Genomic DNA, 14547 nt, shown 5'->3' with positions numbered 1-14547 from the left:
CACGTGACTTCAGGTCCGACGCCCGCACCGCCCTCGCCGGCGCCGGCGGCCGCTGCTCGATCCCGACCAGGCCGCCGTCACGCGCCACATGGATGTCGTCGAGTGTCGACGGCATCCTCGGCGCCAGCTTCCGTAGCTCGACTCGATTCGTTTCCGGATTGAGCTCGACGACCTGTTCGAAGTACATCGCCCCGAACGGCAATGCCAGAAGCGCCATGCGCAGATGCTCAGACCACGAGAATCGTCGCATCCGACGAGGATCCGCCTCATCACCTTCCGCCCCGACGACGGGAAGCCCGAGCTGCTCACCGATGAAATCGACAACCTCGTCCGGTGCGCCCGCGGGATCCAACCGCCACTGAGTAGCCAGGATCGGCAACGTCACTGCCTTGAGCACCGTACGGACCTGCGCGTCCTGGCGGCGCATCGCATCGTAGACCTTGAGGCACGACGGCCACTTCAGCTCGAACGTTTCCTCCGGGTCGATCTCGCGGTACCCGGCATCAGGGTTCGCGACCACGTACCCGATCTCGCCCGCCGCCGGCGCCTCGACCACGCTCACCACGACATCTCCATCACATCACCCATGAGTGACCCGCCTTTCGGTGTCGGCTCGAACCTCAACTCCTGAGGAGGAGGTGCAGGCTTCGGCTTGAATTCGGTCAGGCCCCACAAGGCGTTCGATGCGGCCACAAGCTGACAGATCGTTCCCGACGCCTTGCGGGCCCATGCAACGCCGCCTCCGTCGCCGATCTCACGCAACTTCGCAACCGCAAGCGCTTGAGCCATTCGCTCGTCGTCGTCGTGCGTGACCGTTCCTTCGTCGACCGCTGTGAGAAACCCGGCAGTGGCTGCTATCACGTCGGACACACGCATCATCTCCGGCTCGATACCCGCCGCCCGGAGAGGTTGCTCAAGCACCTGCGCGGTCGACTTCGGATCGATCACGACTGCGATCGGATCGCCCGCCTCGACGCACGCGAGAAGGTACGCGACGACTGTGCGGGTGTCTGCGCTGCCGTGATATCCGACCTGTAGGTGAGCGCCGGCAGTCGTCTTGGCCGCCACCACGATCGAGCAGGTGCGGTCCCTACTCTCACGCTCAGTGGACATGTCCACCGCCAAACAGGCCAGCCCGGTGAACTCCGGCTCACCGCTGTACAGATCAGCCCAGGCGCTCCTGTCGACAACATGCTTCTCTTCGTCGGCATCCTCCGGCCAGATGCCCATCGCCTCGCGGCGCCACGAGTCGTTGTCAGGGATGTTCTCTCGCATCCGCAGCATCGATTCCAGCGGGGTGCGATGCGGATATGACGGGTTGAACGTACCGAACTTCGACTGGTCGTCAGGGTCCGTGTCGGGGTCTGCCGAGATCTCGACATACACCTGATCGCGGGTCAGGCCTTTGAGTGCCTTCTTCCGTTTCGATGCGAAGGCGTCGCCCTCGTCAGTGGGCCGCGGCGGTGTCCCGATAAAGAACACCAGGCCGCCGTGCTCGTGCTTCGCGGCGTTCGTCGCCGGCACCATGTCCTCGAGTGCCTTCATCCCGAGGATCTGCGCCTCGTCGAACACCTCGATATCGATAGCATCCATACCGCGGCCGAAACCCTGTTCGCGAGCACCGAACATGATGATCGACCCGTTGACGAACCGGATTTCCTGCTCGCCATTCGCTGTTCGGACCCCGTTCGCCGCGATGTGTGGCCACACCTTCTTGCGTCGCACCATCGACTGCATCGACCGGAAGGTGTTCGTCGTCGTCCGATTGTGGTGGGATGTCCAGATCACCCGCAGGCCGGGAAACTCAAGGCACAGCCCGATGATCAGATTGCCGACCGTGTAGGTCTTGCCGACCTGACGCGGAATCGAGGCGACCACACCACCGATCGACGCGGCGTACTTGCCGGACTTGCGACACCCGAGCGCGACTTGACCGAATCCTTGCTGCCACCGGTCGAACGAGACCCCAACCTCCTGCAGCCGCCGGTATACCCGGGGGAACTGCGACGTGACGATCCCCTCCGGGATGACCAGGTGGCGGGCAACCTCAGACAGCCGACGCGTCGAACCGGTCATCGACCATGCCTGCCAGTAGCGGGTGCTCCGGATCGAACTCGCGCAACGCTGCCTCCAGGTCCCGCAGACGGTAGGCCGGAACCTCGTCGGCTTCCCGAGCATCGATCGCCTCGATCTGGTCCGCGATGTCCTGCAGTCGCTTCGTCAGCGACGCCAGATCACGGGGCGGGCAGCTCGCGCCCGCGACCGTCTCCGCGATCCGATCGCGCATCGCCACCAACAGGTCCCGATGTGAGCCGGTCTTCGCGGCCTGGGCGACCGACAACGGCTGCGAAGGGGGTGCTGCCGTCTCGTCGTCAGCGACAGCGCGCAGCGGGGGCTTCTTCGTGGCCATGCAGCATCACCTCCTGTCACAGGGTGGGTGTGGTGGAAAAAACGCCAGAGAGAGATTCCTGACTGGGATGCCGTGCGGTCAGGAGTCGACTCCGCGTCAGATTTCGGGTAGGGGTACCTGGGGTTGTCGCTGACCTGTTCACTCCGTGGCCTGCACATTGATTCCGCAGGTCAGACGCCCTCAGGCAGGTCGGGCCATGGGAATGCTTGCGGCCGTGGCCGACTGCGGAGGGCGGGGCGTTGGTGGTCGCGGCTGCCGTCTTGCCGGCTGGAGTTGCACGACTTGTGGAGAAGTCGGTCGGCTTTCATGCCGCCGTGTGAGCGCGCTTGTGAGTGGTCGGCTTCGAGTGGCTTGCCGTCGCGGTTCTTTCTTGGGTCGCGGAACATGGGCTGGTTGCACCACCAGCATGGTGATCCGTCGATGTGGGCTTTGAGTAGTCGTTCGCGTTGCTTCTGGTGGGTCCAGCCGAGGCCCCGTTCGGTGGTCGTCGTCACGTCTTCTCCTCTGCGCGAGGTGAAGTCCGGACGCGCCTGCGGATCCCGGCGCACAGCCGCGGCCCGTGAGAGGCGGCGTGCAGCACGAGGGATTCGGGCGCGTCCGGACGGGGGGTGGGCTGCGCCTGGTCGCTGGGGGAAGCAGTCGGCCGGGCGCGCCACCAGCTGCCGGCAGTCTTTCGGCGGTTGGCGGTTGCCCAAGTTCGTGGGATGGAAATGCGAAAGGTGAGGGTGGTGTACCTGTTCCGGGGTACTCCACTCTCACCTTGCCAGGCGAAGCCTAGCACGCATGGTGTCCGTGGCTGGTCAGCGCCACTCGGGGTTTTGGTCGGGGTCAGCGATGCGGGCTTCGATGAAGTCGACGATGTTCATGCCGTGGACCTTTCGTCTGCTGTCGGGTGGGTGAGGTGTGCGTCGAGGACGTCGCCGAGTCGGAGGATGGGTGATTTCCAGCGGCCAGCCTTGACATGTCGAAGTGGGGTGACGGCTTCAGTGTCGATGAGGTGGAGGACTCGGCGTTTGGTGAGGCTGCGGTATTCGGCGCCCATGGTGCGGGCCATGTCTGCGCAGGCTTTGGCGTTGAGTTCGAGCTTGCGGGCTTCGGCGAGTTGGTCGTTGTTGATGGTGCGGGTTCGGGTTGGTGGTCGGTCGACGATCTTGAAGGCCGCGTCGTAGAGACTGATGATCTGGTTGTAGGCGAGGGTTGCTTGCTCTGTGCGGGCGAGTTCGTTGGCGTGTCGGCTGAGCCAGCGGGCGAAGTGGGGTGCGCGGCCGTCGCCGGGCCAGGGCAGGGCGCGTTCGTTGGCGACGTAGTTGGTCCAGTTCCGGAGAGTGCCGAGAAGGTCGTATGCGAACTCGGATGCGTGGTCGTTGAACGAGAGTGGCACTTCGCCGTCGGTGCTGATGCAGGTGAGTGTTTTGTCGGTGTAGGCGACTTGGTTGGTGATGACGGTTTCGAGTTCGGCGCATACCCAGGTGGCGATCTTGTCGAGCCGGTCGATGAGGAGTGATACCTCGGATGCGTCGAGTCTGGCTGCGGGTGTGAAGGCTCGGTAGGTGTAGGGGCAGAGGCTGCAGCGACCGATGCCGTTGGTGTCGATGTGGATGAGGCGGGACTTTGCCGGGGTGGTCACAGGTTCTCCGAGAGTGGGTTTTCGGCGTACACGTGCCATACGAGGCGGCCGCCGTGCGTGAAGACGGTTCCGATGTACGGGGTGCTAAGGGGGTGGTGGTCGAATCGGTGGCCTGTGCCGTGGACGTGGAATCTGACTTCGGAGGTTTCGTCGATATCGGCCATCTCATACCAGATTTCGATGTGTGTATTCGGGTTTGCGCGGGAGGGTGCGACGTGGAGGGCGCTCCGGTAGCCGCGGAGACGTTGGGTGGTCGAGTCGGCGATGGGGATCTCTGTGCGGTGGATGGATCGTTTGATCGCCATAGTGGATCCTTCAGAACAGGGTGAGTTCGGCGCGGGGTGTGGACTCGATGGGTGCGAGGAGCTCGGTGACCGCGTCGTTCTCGTCGGTAGTGTGGATGGACATGCGTGCGCGTCGTGCGGCGGCGCGGCGTTCCTCGGGCAGCGACTCCGACCAGGCGGTGATCTGCTGCCAGGTGAGTGTCACGGCGTGCTCGGGCGCTCGGATGCCACGTTCGTCCATGTGGTCGCCGGGTGTGGTGATGGCGATGCCCCAGGAGTAGGTCTTGCGCCAGAGGCCGGCGGCGCGCCATTCAGGGTCTGTGGGTGTTCCTCCTCCGCGGGTGTCGCGGAGTTGGGGGCACCAGTAGTCGGGTGCGTCGGCGAGTCCAAGGATCTGCCGGGGGTGCAGTTCGGTGAGGAGGCGGAGCTGATCGGGGGTCATGGTCGGTCTCCGATCTTGCGTTCGAGGGTGGTGGCGATGTCGTCGTAGACCCGGGCGAGGTAGTCGCCTCCTACGTCGCGGGTGACGGTGGCAAGGTCACGGAGGGACTGCGCGTAGCCGCGAACGGAGTTGAGGGCGGCGCGCATCTCGTCGATCTCCCGGACGGCCGATGCGATGCCGGTTTCGAGGTCTTCGGTGTGGTCGCGGTGCATCGGGTGGCCGTGTTGGGCGCGCTGCCGCTCGTGGTGCAGGCTCACTGCAGCGTCACCACCGTCATGAGAACTCCGCCGCGGTCGAGATCGTCAAAGTCGTCCGACCAGTCCCACGTGTAGTAGGAGTCGTCTTCCTCGCAGGTCCGAACGTTCATAGCGACTCTGGTTTTGAACACGAAGTTGTCGATGTCATCGTTGATGGCTTCGCTCAGATCGAGCCGCACTCCGTTCTCGCGCGCGAGCCGGTTGATCGCGGCGAGGATGTCGCGTGATCGAGGTGCGCCGAACACCGTCCATCCCCAGTCGTCTTCGTGCTCGAAGAGGCGAACTCCGTAGTGCTCATCCCACTGCCAGATGAATTCGTCGAAGGTGCTCATTCGGTGTCCCCGATCTCGTAGAGGGCTTGTGAGGCTCGGTCGATGGTCCAGGCGGCGATGGTGAGCCACCCGGCGATGCACAGGCCGGTGATGCCAGCGATGCGGGAAAGACGAGTCACGATGGGCCCCCTTCAGGTCGGACACCGGTGATCAGTGCGATGAAGTCGTCAAGGGTCATGAACACCACCTGCTCGCCAGGCTTCGCAGTGCCGCGGCGCTTCGCCGCCACCAGCGCAATATCGGCGTCGTCGTTGTCTCGGGCGATCGCCGCCTCATCCAGCCACGGCTTGATCTCGAACCGGCCGGCATAGTCCTTGCATTCGATGACAGTGCGCATCCCGTGGATCTTCAGGCCTGTGATGTCTCCGCGGTCCTTTGAGCCGTTCAGTCGGCGCCGTTCGATGCGGTCATCGACGTGGGTGGCGAGATAGTCGGCAATGGCTGTTTCGAAGCGTTGCCCGGCAGCCTTGGCGGATTTCCGGGAACGGGTCACATCTCCCCCAGTCTGTGGATAACCGTGTTGGTGTTCTCCTGGCGGTCGCGCGAAGCGGCGACCTGTCCGTGAGATCCGTCCACATTCGAGGGAAGTTTCTGTACGCGCGCGCACGCGTTGCTTAGGTGAGATGAATTCTCAACGTAACCAATCATCTTCGTAAGTACCGTCCGTCCCGTACGTGCATATGCTCGATGCATTGCTTGGCGCATATGCTTGGAGCATTGCTCGGATGCATTGCTTGGAGCGCTCATTCCTTCGACCACCTCGCCGCCGCGGCCTTCTGCGCTCGCTCCCGCCGCTTCTTCGCGGCATCGTCGCTGAGCTGGTATTCGTCCCAACCATTGATGAGCCACCCGCCCGGCACTTCAACCCACAAACCGACCTTGACGAGCCGTTTCGCGTCCACGGTTCGGGCGTGAATGAACGGCAAAGCTGACCTCGAAATGAACCCGTCGGTGCCGTGTTTTCCGCTGTAGGTCATCGCCATCACGGCCGCGAATGCCGCCTGGAACGCCTTGTCCTCAACCAATTCGAGGATCTTCGGGTGGTCCGCCAAGGTGGTATCAAGCCGGATCCAGGGCAGTCCCATCGCTCACCTCCGATGGGTTTCCTGGTCCATCCAAGGCTCCGCCGGATGCTCGATGCGCTATCCACCCGAGCATGTATTTTGCTAGCCCGTACCGACACAGAAGGGCGTTACCGGCGCTGCATTCATCCGCTAGACAAAGGCATTTCGGCAGTTCAGCGTCCTCGTGCTGTCTGAACAGTGCGTTGACGTCTTCCCACTCTCGCTCGACAATCTCGACGTCGAGCATGTACTCGTAGGATGTGCTCCAAGCATTGCTTGGAGCATTGCTCGGAGCATGCGTTTGGGCATGATTCGGAGCATCGAGCAGTTCAGTGGCCCTGCCCTGCAGCTTTCGGACCCCAATCCAGCAGCATCCGAAGAAGTACTTCCACCGGTCATTGACGCCGTACGCGTCCATCGCAACGTGGGCCATGTCGACGATCACCTCATCGGGAAGGCCGGCCGCGAGGATCTGCTGAATGCTGTTCCGCCACCCCACCGGCCGGTATCCGGGCATGATCTCGTCGACCCGTTCACACACAGTGTTGACCAGCCGCGAATCTGCGCTGATTTCCTCTGCGGCCTGCCGCATCGCTGACGACCACTGCGCTGCCCGTTCGTCGACATCAGACACAACCGGTGCGTCGGCGATGGTCGCCGACTTGCCGCTGTTGCACGGGTCGCAGGCGGTGATGAGATTCGACGGTTCGTCGCTTCCTCCGAGCGCCTGCGGAATGACGTGGTCGACGACGAGCTTCACGTCCGGGGCTGTGGCGCCGCAGTACCTGCAGGCGTGGTTGTCTCGGCGCAGGATCTCGTATCGCTGTCTCTTCGAGACGGCCATTCAGCCGGCCCTCCTCACTTCTTCGTCGTCGAGTGGCATGTGGTGCCCGAACATGACGCACACGTGGTGTGCGCCGTCGCGGTGCCGACGCACCCGCCCGGTCTCGGTGACCTGGGCGGGGCGTCGGCACACTGGGCACGTGACGGTCACAGCAGTCCCCGGCAGTCGCGGCACCAGTACGCACCAGCGGCTGCGGGAGCACCGCACACCTTGCAGAAACGCGGGGGCGGAACGTGCGGATTCTGTGCAGCCTTGATTGCTGCTGACGGCTCGACAGAGTCCGTCACAGATGGTTCGCTCACGGTCGATCACTCGCCATCAGCCGGCGGAAGCACTCGGCAGTTGCGCGCGCATCCCCCATCGCCGTGTGCGGGTCGTCGTTCGTGACTCCGAGGAGCTCGCACACCTTCGACAGTCCGGGCGTCTCGGTCGGAGGCAGTCCGAACCGACCGGCCGCATACGCAGCCAGATCGGCCAGCCGGTAGTGCCAGGGCTGCGGTTCCTTCAGGTGGGCCGCGAGGTGCCTGCGCAGGACGGCCGCGTCGTACGCGGGGTTCGACCCCGCGAGCGTGTTTCCGGCGAGCATGTCGGCGAGCTTCTCGAGTGCGTCCTCGTTTGCTCTGTCGGAGGTTGCGGCCTCGCGGAACACACCGCGTTCGAAGTACCGGTTCACCTCAAGTGCATCGGCATCGAACTTGCTGTACAGCTCACGCTTGATCCACGGGGCGAAGTAGAACTCCTCGCCGGTCGCAACGTTCACGGCAGCGATCTCGAGTGCTACCGCACAGGAGACATCGAGGCTGGACGTTTCGATGTCGACGACAATCAGCTGACGTTCGCTCATGCGGCACCGCCGGCGAATCCGTCGAGGAGCCACTGCGCCTGGTCGTTGGTGAGGTCCTCGAGCTTCTCCAGGTCGAGCTGTTTGACTGTGTCGGCCACCCACTTCAGCTGGGCGGCCGGGTCGGTGACACCATCAGCTTCGATCGCTGCAACAAGTGCGGTGATCTGCTGATCGGTGGCGAGCTGCACCCCGTCGATCGCATCCGGTGTGACGATCTCACCGTCGAGGATGTCGCTGATACCACGCTCGTCGGCGCCGTATCCGTTCATGCGTTCGTCGCGGATCCAGTCGCGCACTGCGCCTTCGGACTTGACGTCACGCACGGCCCGGAGCTGTTCGCGCACGTACTCGGCGGAGGTGGGCACCCACTTCGACAGTTGGCGAACCGCGGACTTGAGCCACATCGCAGCCTCATGCTGCGTCCATGGGGAGTACTCTCCAGACGATCCCTGCGAGGACTTCTTGATGCGGTCGATGTCCGCTTTGTTCATCACGACGACTTTCGAGAACGAGCCGTCCTTCATGCGGGCGTAGGCGTAGACGAGGCGCAGTGTCCCGCGGTCGTCGGCGTCCCAGTCGATCTCGTGGTTCGGGATCTCGTCGCGGCCGGGCTGGTAGCGGAACGAGTCGTTGGTGTAGACGACCTCGGCGACGACCGACGAGATCGCGCCGGCCCGGTACATCAACTCGATGATGCCCTGGTATCCGACGACACCGAGGATTTCGAGCTGGCCTTTCACCTTGCGTGGGGTGAGGTAGAACTGCTCGGTACCTGGCTCGAGGCCGAGGCGGGCTGCGTCGAGCAGGGCGGCCATGAACACGGATGGGTTGTTGGAGGCGGCGATCTCGAGATCGGTGCGGCCGGACCGGTCCTTGCGCCCCTTCTTCAGTGCGCCCTGGGCGAGACGTACGAACGTCTCTGGCTTGACGTGGGAGGGCAGCACGGTTTGGAAGTCGGACTGGTATGCGGCGATCATTCCGCGGGGGCTGTCGTCGCGCTTGGCGACGGCGTTCTGCAGGGTGGTCATGCTGCGCTCCTGATGTCGGTGATGAAGCTGGTCTTGCGGGTGCCCTTCTTCAGGTAGGGCGGGTTGTCGCCGCGTCCCGGGACGCGGGTGGCGATGTGCGTTTCGATGGAGGTGTCGTCGTCGCCGGGCGTGACGGTCACTGCGCGCCGTCCTTCGCCGATCGCATCGAGAACGAGCGATGCGGCGTGCTGGCGTTCGGCTTTCGCGGCATCTTCCGCGTCGATCGCAGCGAAGTAGCGGTCGGCCAAGCTCGGCTCGATAGGCACCGCATCGGTGCCGTCGAATCCGGGTGCGAGCTTGCGCAGGGTTTCGTAGGTGGTGGTGTCCTCGTCGATGTCCGGGCGGGTCGGGTTCGATCCGCCCGGCAGTGTGGCGAGGAACGCGAGTGCTTCGCCCCGCAACCACCGGATCTCCTCTTCCACCTCCGGTGTTCGGTGAATGACGTACTCGGCGAACGAGAGCCGCGAGTTGACTACCGCGAAATGCACCACCTCGGCGTCGAGGGTGTCCATTTGCCACAACCCCTGCGCCCGGTAGAACACGGGGATCTCGTCGGTGCCGGGAGTGCCGAACTCGTATCCGGATGCGTCGGACTTGAGTTCGAGGATGCGGCGCCGGCCACCGGTACGCCAGATCAGACGGTCTGGGTTCGAGTACTGCCAGATCCGCTGATCGTTCCGCCACGTTCCGGTGCGCACGATCCGCCACTCGGGATGCTGGTCGGCGAACCATGCGGCGATAGCCGGTTCGAGGTAGTGGCCGCGGCGCATCTCGTCGGTCGACTCGTCAGCAGGAACGAGGCCGGCCATCTCATGCCACAGCGAGAACCGGTTGCCCCAGCCCGGCGGGTTCAGCCGCAACATCGCCGGGATCTTCGATGCGGTCAGCGCAGCACGCCATTCCGGAGAGCCAGGTTCGAGTGGCGTGTCGAGCAAGGTGGCGCTCATTCATCCCACCCGCCTACGACGTCGTTGTCGTTGTCGTTGATGGTGTGTCCGTGGTACTGGGCCTTGAAGGTGCGCGCGTTGATGAGGTCGTTCGCACACCCGGCCGGCTTGCACGCGGTGGTGCGCACCATGGGGCATTCCGGTTTCGGGCACTGCCACTTCGGCCCCGGATCCGGGAACGTGGTGACACCGAGCTGGTGGTCGAGTTGGATTTCGTGGGCGCGGTCAGCAGCGGCGCCGTGATCGATGTCGGTCACTCGGTGCCCCCGAGAACAATGGACACCGACTCGGCAGAGCCGGATGCGGTAGGCCATCCGCCATTGCTACCGCCATTGCTCCGCTTCGGCTCGGCCTTGCCCTCGTCGAGCTTCGCGAGGATCAGCTTGTACACCGCACTGAGTCCTTCTCGGACCGACCTGTCGTCACAGTCGGCCATGTACGCAATGTCGCCGTAGGCATCAACGAATGCAGCCATGGCTGCGTCGATGATCTTCTCGTCGGCTTGTTCCCGTTCGAGGCGTTCCGCTTCGGCGCGCAATGCTGTTGCGCTGGCCTTGTAGTGGATGGTGTTGAGGAAATCCGCTGCGGCCCGCAACGATTCTGGGGTGTGGGTCATGGGTGACTCCTGTAATGGCTGATGAAGAACCGAGTCCGGTGCTGGTCGCCGTGCACGACATCGGACTTCCAGCACGGCAAGTCGTCCTTCCATGCGCGGTAGAACTCGCGTTCGTCGACTTCGATCCAGTCGGCGTGGCCGGCAGGCACCGGCGGCAAGAGTGGCGTCGGCGGTCGATCCCAACTACCGGAGGGATCTCGGTGCCCTGTCCACTCCTCGGACGGATCGGCACCCGGATCGCCGTACGTGTTGATCGCAGTCATGACACGCTCCTGCTCACCCGGTAGCACCACTGGCACATGCCTTTCGATCCGACGAGGACCGTTCCGGGGAACTGTTCGGCGCGTGTGCCTTTCGGCCGAATCAACCGGTGGCAGTTGGGGTTCTCGCAGCGTTTGAGTTCGATGTCCATGCGGATCGACGCTGGCGCCGGATACAGTTCCCGATCTTCGGAGAAGGCCTCCCACAAGGCCGGATCCGGCTTCAAGGCCGGATCCGGCTTCAAGGCCGGACGGTTCAGGATGGATCGAGCCCAGGCGTCGATGGCGTTCGAGAGGGATTCGTCATCGACGATCAGTTGATCGTGGTCGTCGAAGATGGCGGTCATGCTGCGTTCCCTTTCTGCACCATGCTGATGTAGTCGTCGTGGGCTTTTATGAGGGCGTCGATGATGTCGGCGCCGAGTTGGTGGTCGAGCCGGTTCTGCAGCGGGACTGGTGCTGCGAGATACAGTTCGGCGAACGTGACAGCTTGCACGGTGACGCCCTGGTCGATGAGCTTCTTGGAGCGGCGCACCGCGTTTGCGCGGCGCTGGTAGTCGGTGTGCGCTGCCTTGCATGGGTCGCAGGCTTTCTCGCCGCGGCGGAGGTGGGTGTGGTACCCGCTGTTGGTGCCGCAGGAAACCTGGCCGTGCATAGGTGGATGGAGGCTCACTGCTGGGACTCCGCTCGGGCGTTGCGGTACTTGGCGATGCCCCACGCGATCGCATGGCAAGCGATGAGATAGTGGTGATCCCAGTCCTGCGTGTCCCACTCATAGGTGTCGGTGAACTCGAATCCGTCGTAGTTCCAACGGTTGACGGCATCGTGGAACAGGGACTCGTCGAACGTATGGATGTCGTTGATCACGCGGTGACGGAGGTCCTCCCACGCATCCGCAGCCGGACCCGCGCTGTAGTGCCGCTGGTAGAGGAACTCCCGAACGACAGCAGATGTCGCCTTCTCTTCCGAGAACGTGCGCGTCGCCCGCCGGGCAGCATCGTTCGTGATCTTCTCCGCCCAGTAGTGCGGATTGATCCGACCCCGGTCGAGGGAGAAGAACTCGAACATGTCGTGTTCGCGGGCGAACGTGTACGACTCGAGGTCACCATCGATGCAGAGGTGCCCGGGCCACGTCGTGAGCGTCCAAGACCAGATTCCGGTTCCAGGCTTCGCGAACTGGATATGCCGGTACACGCCGTCGTCCTGCAGCACGGTCATCTCGTGGTCACGAGTCTCTGAGGCGAACTGGCGGGCAGCGCACTGCTCAGCGGATTCAGCGTTACTGCGCCGCCGGCGGGTGTGGTACCTCAGCACAGCCCGCTGAACGGCTGTCATGCTCGGCCGTGCGATGCGTCCGGCAGCGCCGGGACGGGCAACCAGCTGCGGAACGAAGTCGATGCTCACTGCCACACCCCCACGAACATGAGGCCACCGAGACCAACGGTGAACAGGCCGAGGAACAGACCCGCGAACCATCCGAGCTTGGCCTTGGGGGCAGCGACGAGCTCGCCGCGGTCAACAGCGAAATGGTCAGACATCGGAAGGCTCCTCACGGAACGTTGGTGGACGCTGCTCATCCCAGAGCGCGTCATGAATCGGGGTATCGGACGCGGACTTGCGGTTACGGGCAGCGAAGAAACCGATGCTGGCAACAGCAATCCGCAGGTCAGCGGGATCCGGGGAGGTCATCGCTGCTCCTCCCACTTGCTGACGGGCGCCGTGTACACGGGCTCGTCATGGCAGGCACCGGCGACCAGGCCGCCGGCGAATAGGCAGGCAAGGAACAGGGATGCGCGGAGTCGGGTCATGCTGCTCGCCTCCCCCGCCGCTGCGGCGCCGGCATTTCCGGGGAGCCGGCAGCGATCCAGTCGGCGACCGCCTCTTCAGTGAAGAAGAACCGGCAGTGCGGCTGCCTCGGCAGATGCTTGAGGGCACCCGAGTTCGCAGCATTGCGCACACGAACCTCACCGCGGCCCGACACGGCCATCACTTCGGCGACAGTCAACGGTTTCTTGAGGGTCATGCGTTCACCACCAAACGGTCTGTTGTGACAGCGATCTGCATCGGGCCGAATCCGTCGTGGTAGTCGGCCTCGACGAGGGCGAGATGCTCGCCGGAGGAGCTGATGTAGAACTCGACGACGTCGACACGCTCGCAGCCGTCCAGCCGGAGGCAAGTGGCGATCATGCTGCACCGCCCTCGTCCACAGCAGTGTTCGCGAGTAGGTCCTCGGCGAGCTGCTTGGCGTCTTCCGGCGACAGGTTGATCTCGAAGTTCGTCGGGCCCGCCGCAATCGCGAGCATCACGACGTCATCGCCGTCCTCGGTCTCCCCCAGCCCGGTCGCGATGATCAAGCCATCGACGTCGACCGACGGGATCGGCAAGGCGTAGTAGGTGACAGGCTCGAATTGGTTGATGGTCATGCCTCGGATTCCTCGATCTCGGGCCAGGTGATTCGGGACGATCGCTGGATGACGCACTCGGCGCCATAGCGGCGCAACAGATCTGCGCGCTTCTTCGCAGCCGACCGGGACTTGTACGTCTTGCGGGTTGTGGGCCACACGAAGTCGGTGGTGCCGAGCATCTCGACGTAGTTGCCTTCGGGCTTCCATCCGGCCGGCGCCCACCCGGGGGTGAGTTCGGTGACGATCTCGCCGTCCGGCAGCTCCACGTCGAAGGTGCTTCCTTCGGGCATCGAGGTGATGACGACGCGGTACAGGTAGTCGGTCACGCTGCATCACCGCCGTGGATCTGTCGCGGAAGCTCGAGCGTGCCGTTCGCCTCGACATAGGAGGTGATCCACTTCCACGCGATGTCCTGCCCCTTCGGCAACAACCGTGTGGTGACGAAGGATCGACCGGTCGTCTCGTCGGTGTACTTCGAGTTCTCCGCCCAGCCGTTGCGGATCGCGGTGGCGGTGGCCTGCCCGGCGTCGGAGCGATCGCCGCGCACCGTCATGCCCTTGTGCGCAAGGAACGCCATCACATGCTTCTGGAGAATCCAGATGCCGTGAATCTTCTTGCCCCAGGTCTGCACCTCACGGGCGAAGTCCTGCCGATTGATCGACGTCGTCGACGCCGAGTGCGCCTCGGCCTTGGCGACCATCGGGGCGTCATGCTCAACCTTCGCTTCGAGCTGGCGACGCTTGGACGCCTCGAGTTCAGCGCGGTCGTACTCGTCAGCAGCCATACGTAGTGCTTCACTCATCGACTGCGGAAGCGCGAACGGTGCCGGCGTCTGGGTTTCGGCGACGCGGGTCTGGATTGCGAAGTACGCCTGCGCCGCGGCAACCTCAGGCTTGTTCGGGTCGCCGTTCATCGCAACGAGGTACGCAGCAAAGCGGGAGAGCTCGAAGTCCTCCTGCTCGGAACCGCCACCCTGCGGGCGGACGACCACTTTGCGGGATCCCGCAAAGTGGCTGGACACGTCGTGCCCCTGGTTCTCCGCGGCCTTCATCGCCCGCTCGATCGGAACCATGAAGTTCCGCCACGCGGAGTAGCCCATCACCGGGGCGAGGTCGCGGGCCGACCAGAACTCCGAGCCGTCTGGTCGGGTCTGACGGATGGCGTCGAACGGGGACTCTGCACCATCC

Annotated in this window: 27 protein-coding genes and 1 pseudogene; all 28 read right to left on the bottom strand. The window is 64.0% G+C overall.

What is annotated here, in order from left to right; genetic code table 11:
• Positions 1–562: pseudogene (locus tag I0Q12_RS33275) on the bottom strand (hypothetical protein); the annotation flags it as partial.
• On the bottom strand, positions 559–2076 hold the full coding sequence (locus I0Q12_RS19360; protein WP_231611026.1) for a terminase: 1518 nt from the start codon (positions 2074–2076) through the stop codon (positions 559–561). The gene I0Q12_RS19360 and the pseudogene I0Q12_RS33275, both read right to left, overlap by 4 nt.
• Positions 2048–2410 (bottom strand): hypothetical protein, encoded by a 363-nt coding sequence (locus I0Q12_RS19355; protein WP_197253656.1) that lies wholly within the window; start codon positions 2408–2410, stop codon positions 2048–2050. The genes I0Q12_RS19360 and I0Q12_RS19355 overlap by 29 nt, the downstream gene beginning before the upstream one ends.
• Positions 2411–3272: 862 nt before the next feature.
• Positions 3273–4037: a hypothetical protein gene (locus tag I0Q12_RS19350; RefSeq protein ID WP_231611024.1), complete on the bottom strand. Its 765-nt coding sequence runs from the start codon at positions 4035–4037 to the stop codon at positions 3273–3275.
• Positions 4034–4342, bottom strand: a complete 309-nt coding sequence (locus tag I0Q12_RS19345) for a hypothetical protein (protein WP_197253654.1) — start codon at positions 4340–4342, stop codon at positions 4034–4036. Before I0Q12_RS19345 ends, I0Q12_RS19350 begins: the two co-directional genes overlap by 4 nt.
• Before the next feature lie 10 nt (positions 4343–4352).
• On the bottom strand, positions 4353–4763 hold the full coding sequence (locus tag I0Q12_RS19340) for a hypothetical protein (RefSeq protein ID WP_197253652.1): 411 nt from the start codon (positions 4761–4763) through the stop codon (positions 4353–4355).
• Positions 4760–5020: a hypothetical protein gene (locus I0Q12_RS19335; RefSeq protein WP_197253650.1), complete on the bottom strand. Its 261-nt coding sequence runs from the start codon at positions 5018–5020 to the stop codon at positions 4760–4762. Before I0Q12_RS19335 ends, I0Q12_RS19340 begins: the two co-directional genes overlap by 4 nt.
• A complete protein-coding gene (locus tag I0Q12_RS19330) occupies positions 5017–5352 on the bottom strand; it encodes a hypothetical protein (protein WP_197253648.1) in 336 nt (111 codons plus the stop codon). Before I0Q12_RS19330 ends, I0Q12_RS19335 begins: the two co-directional genes overlap by 4 nt.
• A complete protein-coding gene (locus I0Q12_RS34690; RefSeq protein WP_269437649.1) occupies positions 5349–5471 on the bottom strand; it encodes a hypothetical protein in 123 nt (40 codons plus the stop codon). Before I0Q12_RS34690 ends, I0Q12_RS19330 begins: the two co-directional genes overlap by 4 nt.
• Entirely contained in the window at positions 5468–5845 is a 378-nt protein-coding gene (locus I0Q12_RS19325) for a hypothetical protein (protein WP_197253646.1), read from the bottom strand. Before I0Q12_RS19325 ends, I0Q12_RS34690 begins: the two co-directional genes overlap by 4 nt.
• Before the next feature lie 250 nt (positions 5846–6095).
• Positions 6096–6437, bottom strand: a complete 342-nt coding sequence (locus tag I0Q12_RS19320; RefSeq protein WP_197253643.1) for a hypothetical protein — start codon at positions 6435–6437, stop codon at positions 6096–6098.
• A complete protein-coding gene (locus tag I0Q12_RS19315; RefSeq protein ID WP_197253641.1) occupies positions 6412–7260 on the bottom strand; it encodes an HNH endonuclease in 849 nt (282 codons plus the stop codon). The genes I0Q12_RS19320 and I0Q12_RS19315 overlap by 26 nt, the downstream gene beginning before the upstream one ends.
• Before the next feature lie 298 nt (positions 7261–7558).
• A complete protein-coding gene (locus I0Q12_RS19310) occupies positions 7559–8104 on the bottom strand; it encodes a 3'-5' exonuclease (RefSeq protein WP_197253639.1) in 546 nt (181 codons plus the stop codon).
• Positions 8101–9132: a recombinase RecT gene (locus I0Q12_RS19305; protein ID WP_197253637.1), complete on the bottom strand. Its 1032-nt coding sequence runs from the start codon at positions 9130–9132 to the stop codon at positions 8101–8103. The genes I0Q12_RS19310 and I0Q12_RS19305 overlap by 4 nt, the downstream gene beginning before the upstream one ends.
• A complete protein-coding gene (locus I0Q12_RS19300; protein WP_197253635.1) occupies positions 9129–10079 on the bottom strand; it encodes a YqaJ viral recombinase family protein in 951 nt (316 codons plus the stop codon). The genes I0Q12_RS19305 and I0Q12_RS19300 overlap by 4 nt, the downstream gene beginning before the upstream one ends.
• Positions 10076–10336: a hypothetical protein gene (locus I0Q12_RS19295; protein WP_197253633.1), complete on the bottom strand. Its 261-nt coding sequence runs from the start codon at positions 10334–10336 to the stop codon at positions 10076–10078. The genes I0Q12_RS19300 and I0Q12_RS19295 overlap by 4 nt, the downstream gene beginning before the upstream one ends.
• Entirely contained in the window at positions 10333–10695 is a 363-nt protein-coding gene (locus I0Q12_RS19290) for a hypothetical protein (protein WP_197253631.1), read from the bottom strand. Before I0Q12_RS19290 ends, I0Q12_RS19295 begins: the two co-directional genes overlap by 4 nt.
• Before the next feature lie 259 nt (positions 10696–10954).
• The gene (locus tag I0Q12_RS19285) at positions 10955–11302 is read right to left on the bottom strand and encodes a hypothetical protein (protein WP_197253629.1); all 348 of its coding nucleotides are present in this window, start codon (positions 11300–11302) and stop codon (positions 10955–10957) included.
• Positions 11299–11610, bottom strand: coding sequence for a hypothetical protein (locus tag I0Q12_RS19280; protein WP_197253627.1), 312 nt, complete (start codon positions 11608–11610; stop codon positions 11299–11301). The genes I0Q12_RS19285 and I0Q12_RS19280 overlap by 4 nt, the downstream gene beginning before the upstream one ends.
• A 14-nt stretch (positions 11611–11624) precedes the next feature.
• The gene (locus I0Q12_RS19275) at positions 11625–12173 is read right to left on the bottom strand and encodes a hypothetical protein (protein WP_197253625.1); all 549 of its coding nucleotides are present in this window, start codon (positions 12171–12173) and stop codon (positions 11625–11627) included.
• Positions 12174–12355: 182 nt separating this feature from the next.
• Positions 12356–12493, bottom strand: coding sequence for a hypothetical protein (locus tag I0Q12_RS19270; protein ID WP_197253623.1), 138 nt, complete (start codon positions 12491–12493; stop codon positions 12356–12358).
• Positions 12486–12644 carry a hypothetical protein gene (locus tag I0Q12_RS19265; RefSeq protein WP_197253621.1) on the bottom strand — a complete coding sequence of 53 codons (159 nt, stop codon included), beginning with the start codon at positions 12642–12644 and terminating at the stop codon, positions 12486–12488. The genes I0Q12_RS19270 and I0Q12_RS19265 overlap by 8 nt, the downstream gene beginning before the upstream one ends.
• Complete coding sequence (locus I0Q12_RS34685; RefSeq protein WP_269437648.1) at positions 12641–12763, bottom strand: hypothetical protein; 123 nt, start codon at positions 12761–12763, stop codon at positions 12641–12643. The genes I0Q12_RS19265 and I0Q12_RS34685 overlap by 4 nt, the downstream gene beginning before the upstream one ends.
• Positions 12760–12978 (bottom strand): hypothetical protein, encoded by a 219-nt coding sequence (locus I0Q12_RS19260; RefSeq protein ID WP_197253619.1) that lies wholly within the window; start codon positions 12976–12978, stop codon positions 12760–12762. Before I0Q12_RS19260 ends, I0Q12_RS34685 begins: the two co-directional genes overlap by 4 nt.
• A complete protein-coding gene (locus I0Q12_RS19255) occupies positions 12975–13142 on the bottom strand; it encodes a hypothetical protein (RefSeq protein ID WP_197253616.1) in 168 nt (55 codons plus the stop codon). The genes I0Q12_RS19260 and I0Q12_RS19255 overlap by 4 nt, the downstream gene beginning before the upstream one ends.
• On the bottom strand, positions 13139–13378 hold the full coding sequence (locus I0Q12_RS19250) for a hypothetical protein (RefSeq protein WP_197253614.1): 240 nt from the start codon (positions 13376–13378) through the stop codon (positions 13139–13141). The genes I0Q12_RS19255 and I0Q12_RS19250 overlap by 4 nt, the downstream gene beginning before the upstream one ends.
• The gene (locus tag I0Q12_RS19245; protein WP_307846353.1) at positions 13375–13686 is read right to left on the bottom strand and encodes a hypothetical protein; all 312 of its coding nucleotides are present in this window, start codon (positions 13684–13686) and stop codon (positions 13375–13377) included. Before I0Q12_RS19245 ends, I0Q12_RS19250 begins: the two co-directional genes overlap by 4 nt.
• A partial coding sequence (locus I0Q12_RS19240; RefSeq protein WP_231611023.1) for a phage antirepressor KilAC domain-containing protein occupies positions 13683–14547 on the bottom strand: 865 nt, incomplete at its 5' end. The genes I0Q12_RS19240 and I0Q12_RS19245, both read right to left, overlap by 4 nt.

The sequence above is a fragment of the Rhodococcus sp. CX genome (assembly GCF_015865005.1).
GTDB lineage: Bacteria > Actinomycetota > Actinomycetes > Mycobacteriales > Mycobacteriaceae > Rhodococcus.
Note: the sequence above shows the minus strand (reverse complement) of the source record. Positions and strands in the feature narration are given on the sequence as shown.

Bases quoted from the DNA above. Each gene is read 5' to 3' on its own strand.
- I0Q12_RS19360 (WP_231611026.1), bottom strand. From the start codon at position 2,076: ATGACCGGTTCGACGCGTCGGCTGTCTGAGGTTGCCCGCCACCTGGTC.
- I0Q12_RS19355 (WP_197253656.1), bottom strand. From the start codon at position 2,410: ATGGCCACGAAGAAGCCCCCGCTGCGCGCTGTCGCTGACGACGAGACG.
- I0Q12_RS19345 (WP_197253654.1), bottom strand. From the start codon at position 4,342: ATGGCGATCAAACGATCCATCCACCGCACAGAGATCCCCATCGCCGAC.
- I0Q12_RS19340 (WP_197253652.1), bottom strand. From the start codon at position 4,763: ATGACCCCCGATCAGCTCCGCCTCCTCACCGAACTGCACCCCCGGCAG.
- I0Q12_RS19330 (WP_197253648.1), bottom strand. From the start codon at position 5,352: ATGAGCACCTTCGACGAATTCATCTGGCAGTGGGATGAGCACTACGGA.
- I0Q12_RS19320 (WP_197253643.1), bottom strand. From the start codon at position 6,437: ATGGGACTGCCCTGGATCCGGCTTGATACCACCTTGGCGGACCACCCG.
- I0Q12_RS19315 (WP_197253641.1), bottom strand. From the start codon at position 7,260: ATGGCCGTCTCGAAGAGACAGCGATACGAGATCCTGCGCCGAGACAAC.
- I0Q12_RS19310 (WP_197253639.1), bottom strand. From the start codon at position 8,104: ATGAGCGAACGTCAGCTGATTGTCGTCGACATCGAAACGTCCAGCCTC.
- I0Q12_RS19305 (WP_197253637.1), bottom strand. From the start codon at position 9,132: ATGACCACCCTGCAGAACGCCGTCGCCAAGCGCGACGACAGCCCCCGC.
- I0Q12_RS19300 (WP_197253635.1), bottom strand. From the start codon at position 10,079: ATGAGCGCCACCTTGCTCGACACGCCACTCGAACCTGGCTCTCCGGAA.
- I0Q12_RS19290 (WP_197253631.1), bottom strand. From the start codon at position 10,695: ATGACCCACACCCCAGAATCGTTGCGGGCCGCAGCGGATTTCCTCAAC.
- I0Q12_RS19285 (WP_197253629.1), bottom strand. From the start codon at position 11,302: ATGACCGCCATCTTCGACGACCACGATCAACTGATCGTCGATGACGAA.
- I0Q12_RS19280 (WP_197253627.1), bottom strand. From the start codon at position 11,610: ATGCACGGCCAGGTTTCCTGCGGCACCAACAGCGGGTACCACACCCAC.
- I0Q12_RS19275 (WP_197253625.1), bottom strand. From the start codon at position 12,173: ATGACCGTGCTGCAGGACGACGGCGTGTACCGGCATATCCAGTTCGCG.
- I0Q12_RS19270 (WP_197253623.1), bottom strand. From the start codon at position 12,493: ATGTCTGACCATTTCGCTGTTGACCGCGGCGAGCTCGTCGCTGCCCCC.
- I0Q12_RS19265 (WP_197253621.1), bottom strand. From the start codon at position 12,644: ATGACCTCCCCGGATCCCGCTGACCTGCGGATTGCTGTTGCCAGCATC.
- I0Q12_RS34685 (WP_269437648.1), bottom strand. From the start codon at position 12,763: ATGACCCGACTCCGCGCATCCCTGTTCCTTGCCTGCCTATTCGCCGGC.
- I0Q12_RS19260 (WP_197253619.1), bottom strand. From the start codon at position 12,978: ATGACCCTCAAGAAACCGTTGACTGTCGCCGAAGTGATGGCCGTGTCG.
- I0Q12_RS19255 (WP_197253616.1), bottom strand. From the start codon at position 13,142: ATGATCGCCACTTGCCTCCGGCTGGACGGCTGCGAGCGTGTCGACGTC.
- I0Q12_RS19250 (WP_197253614.1), bottom strand. From the start codon at position 13,378: ATGACCATCAACCAATTCGAGCCTGTCACCTACTACGCCTTGCCGATC.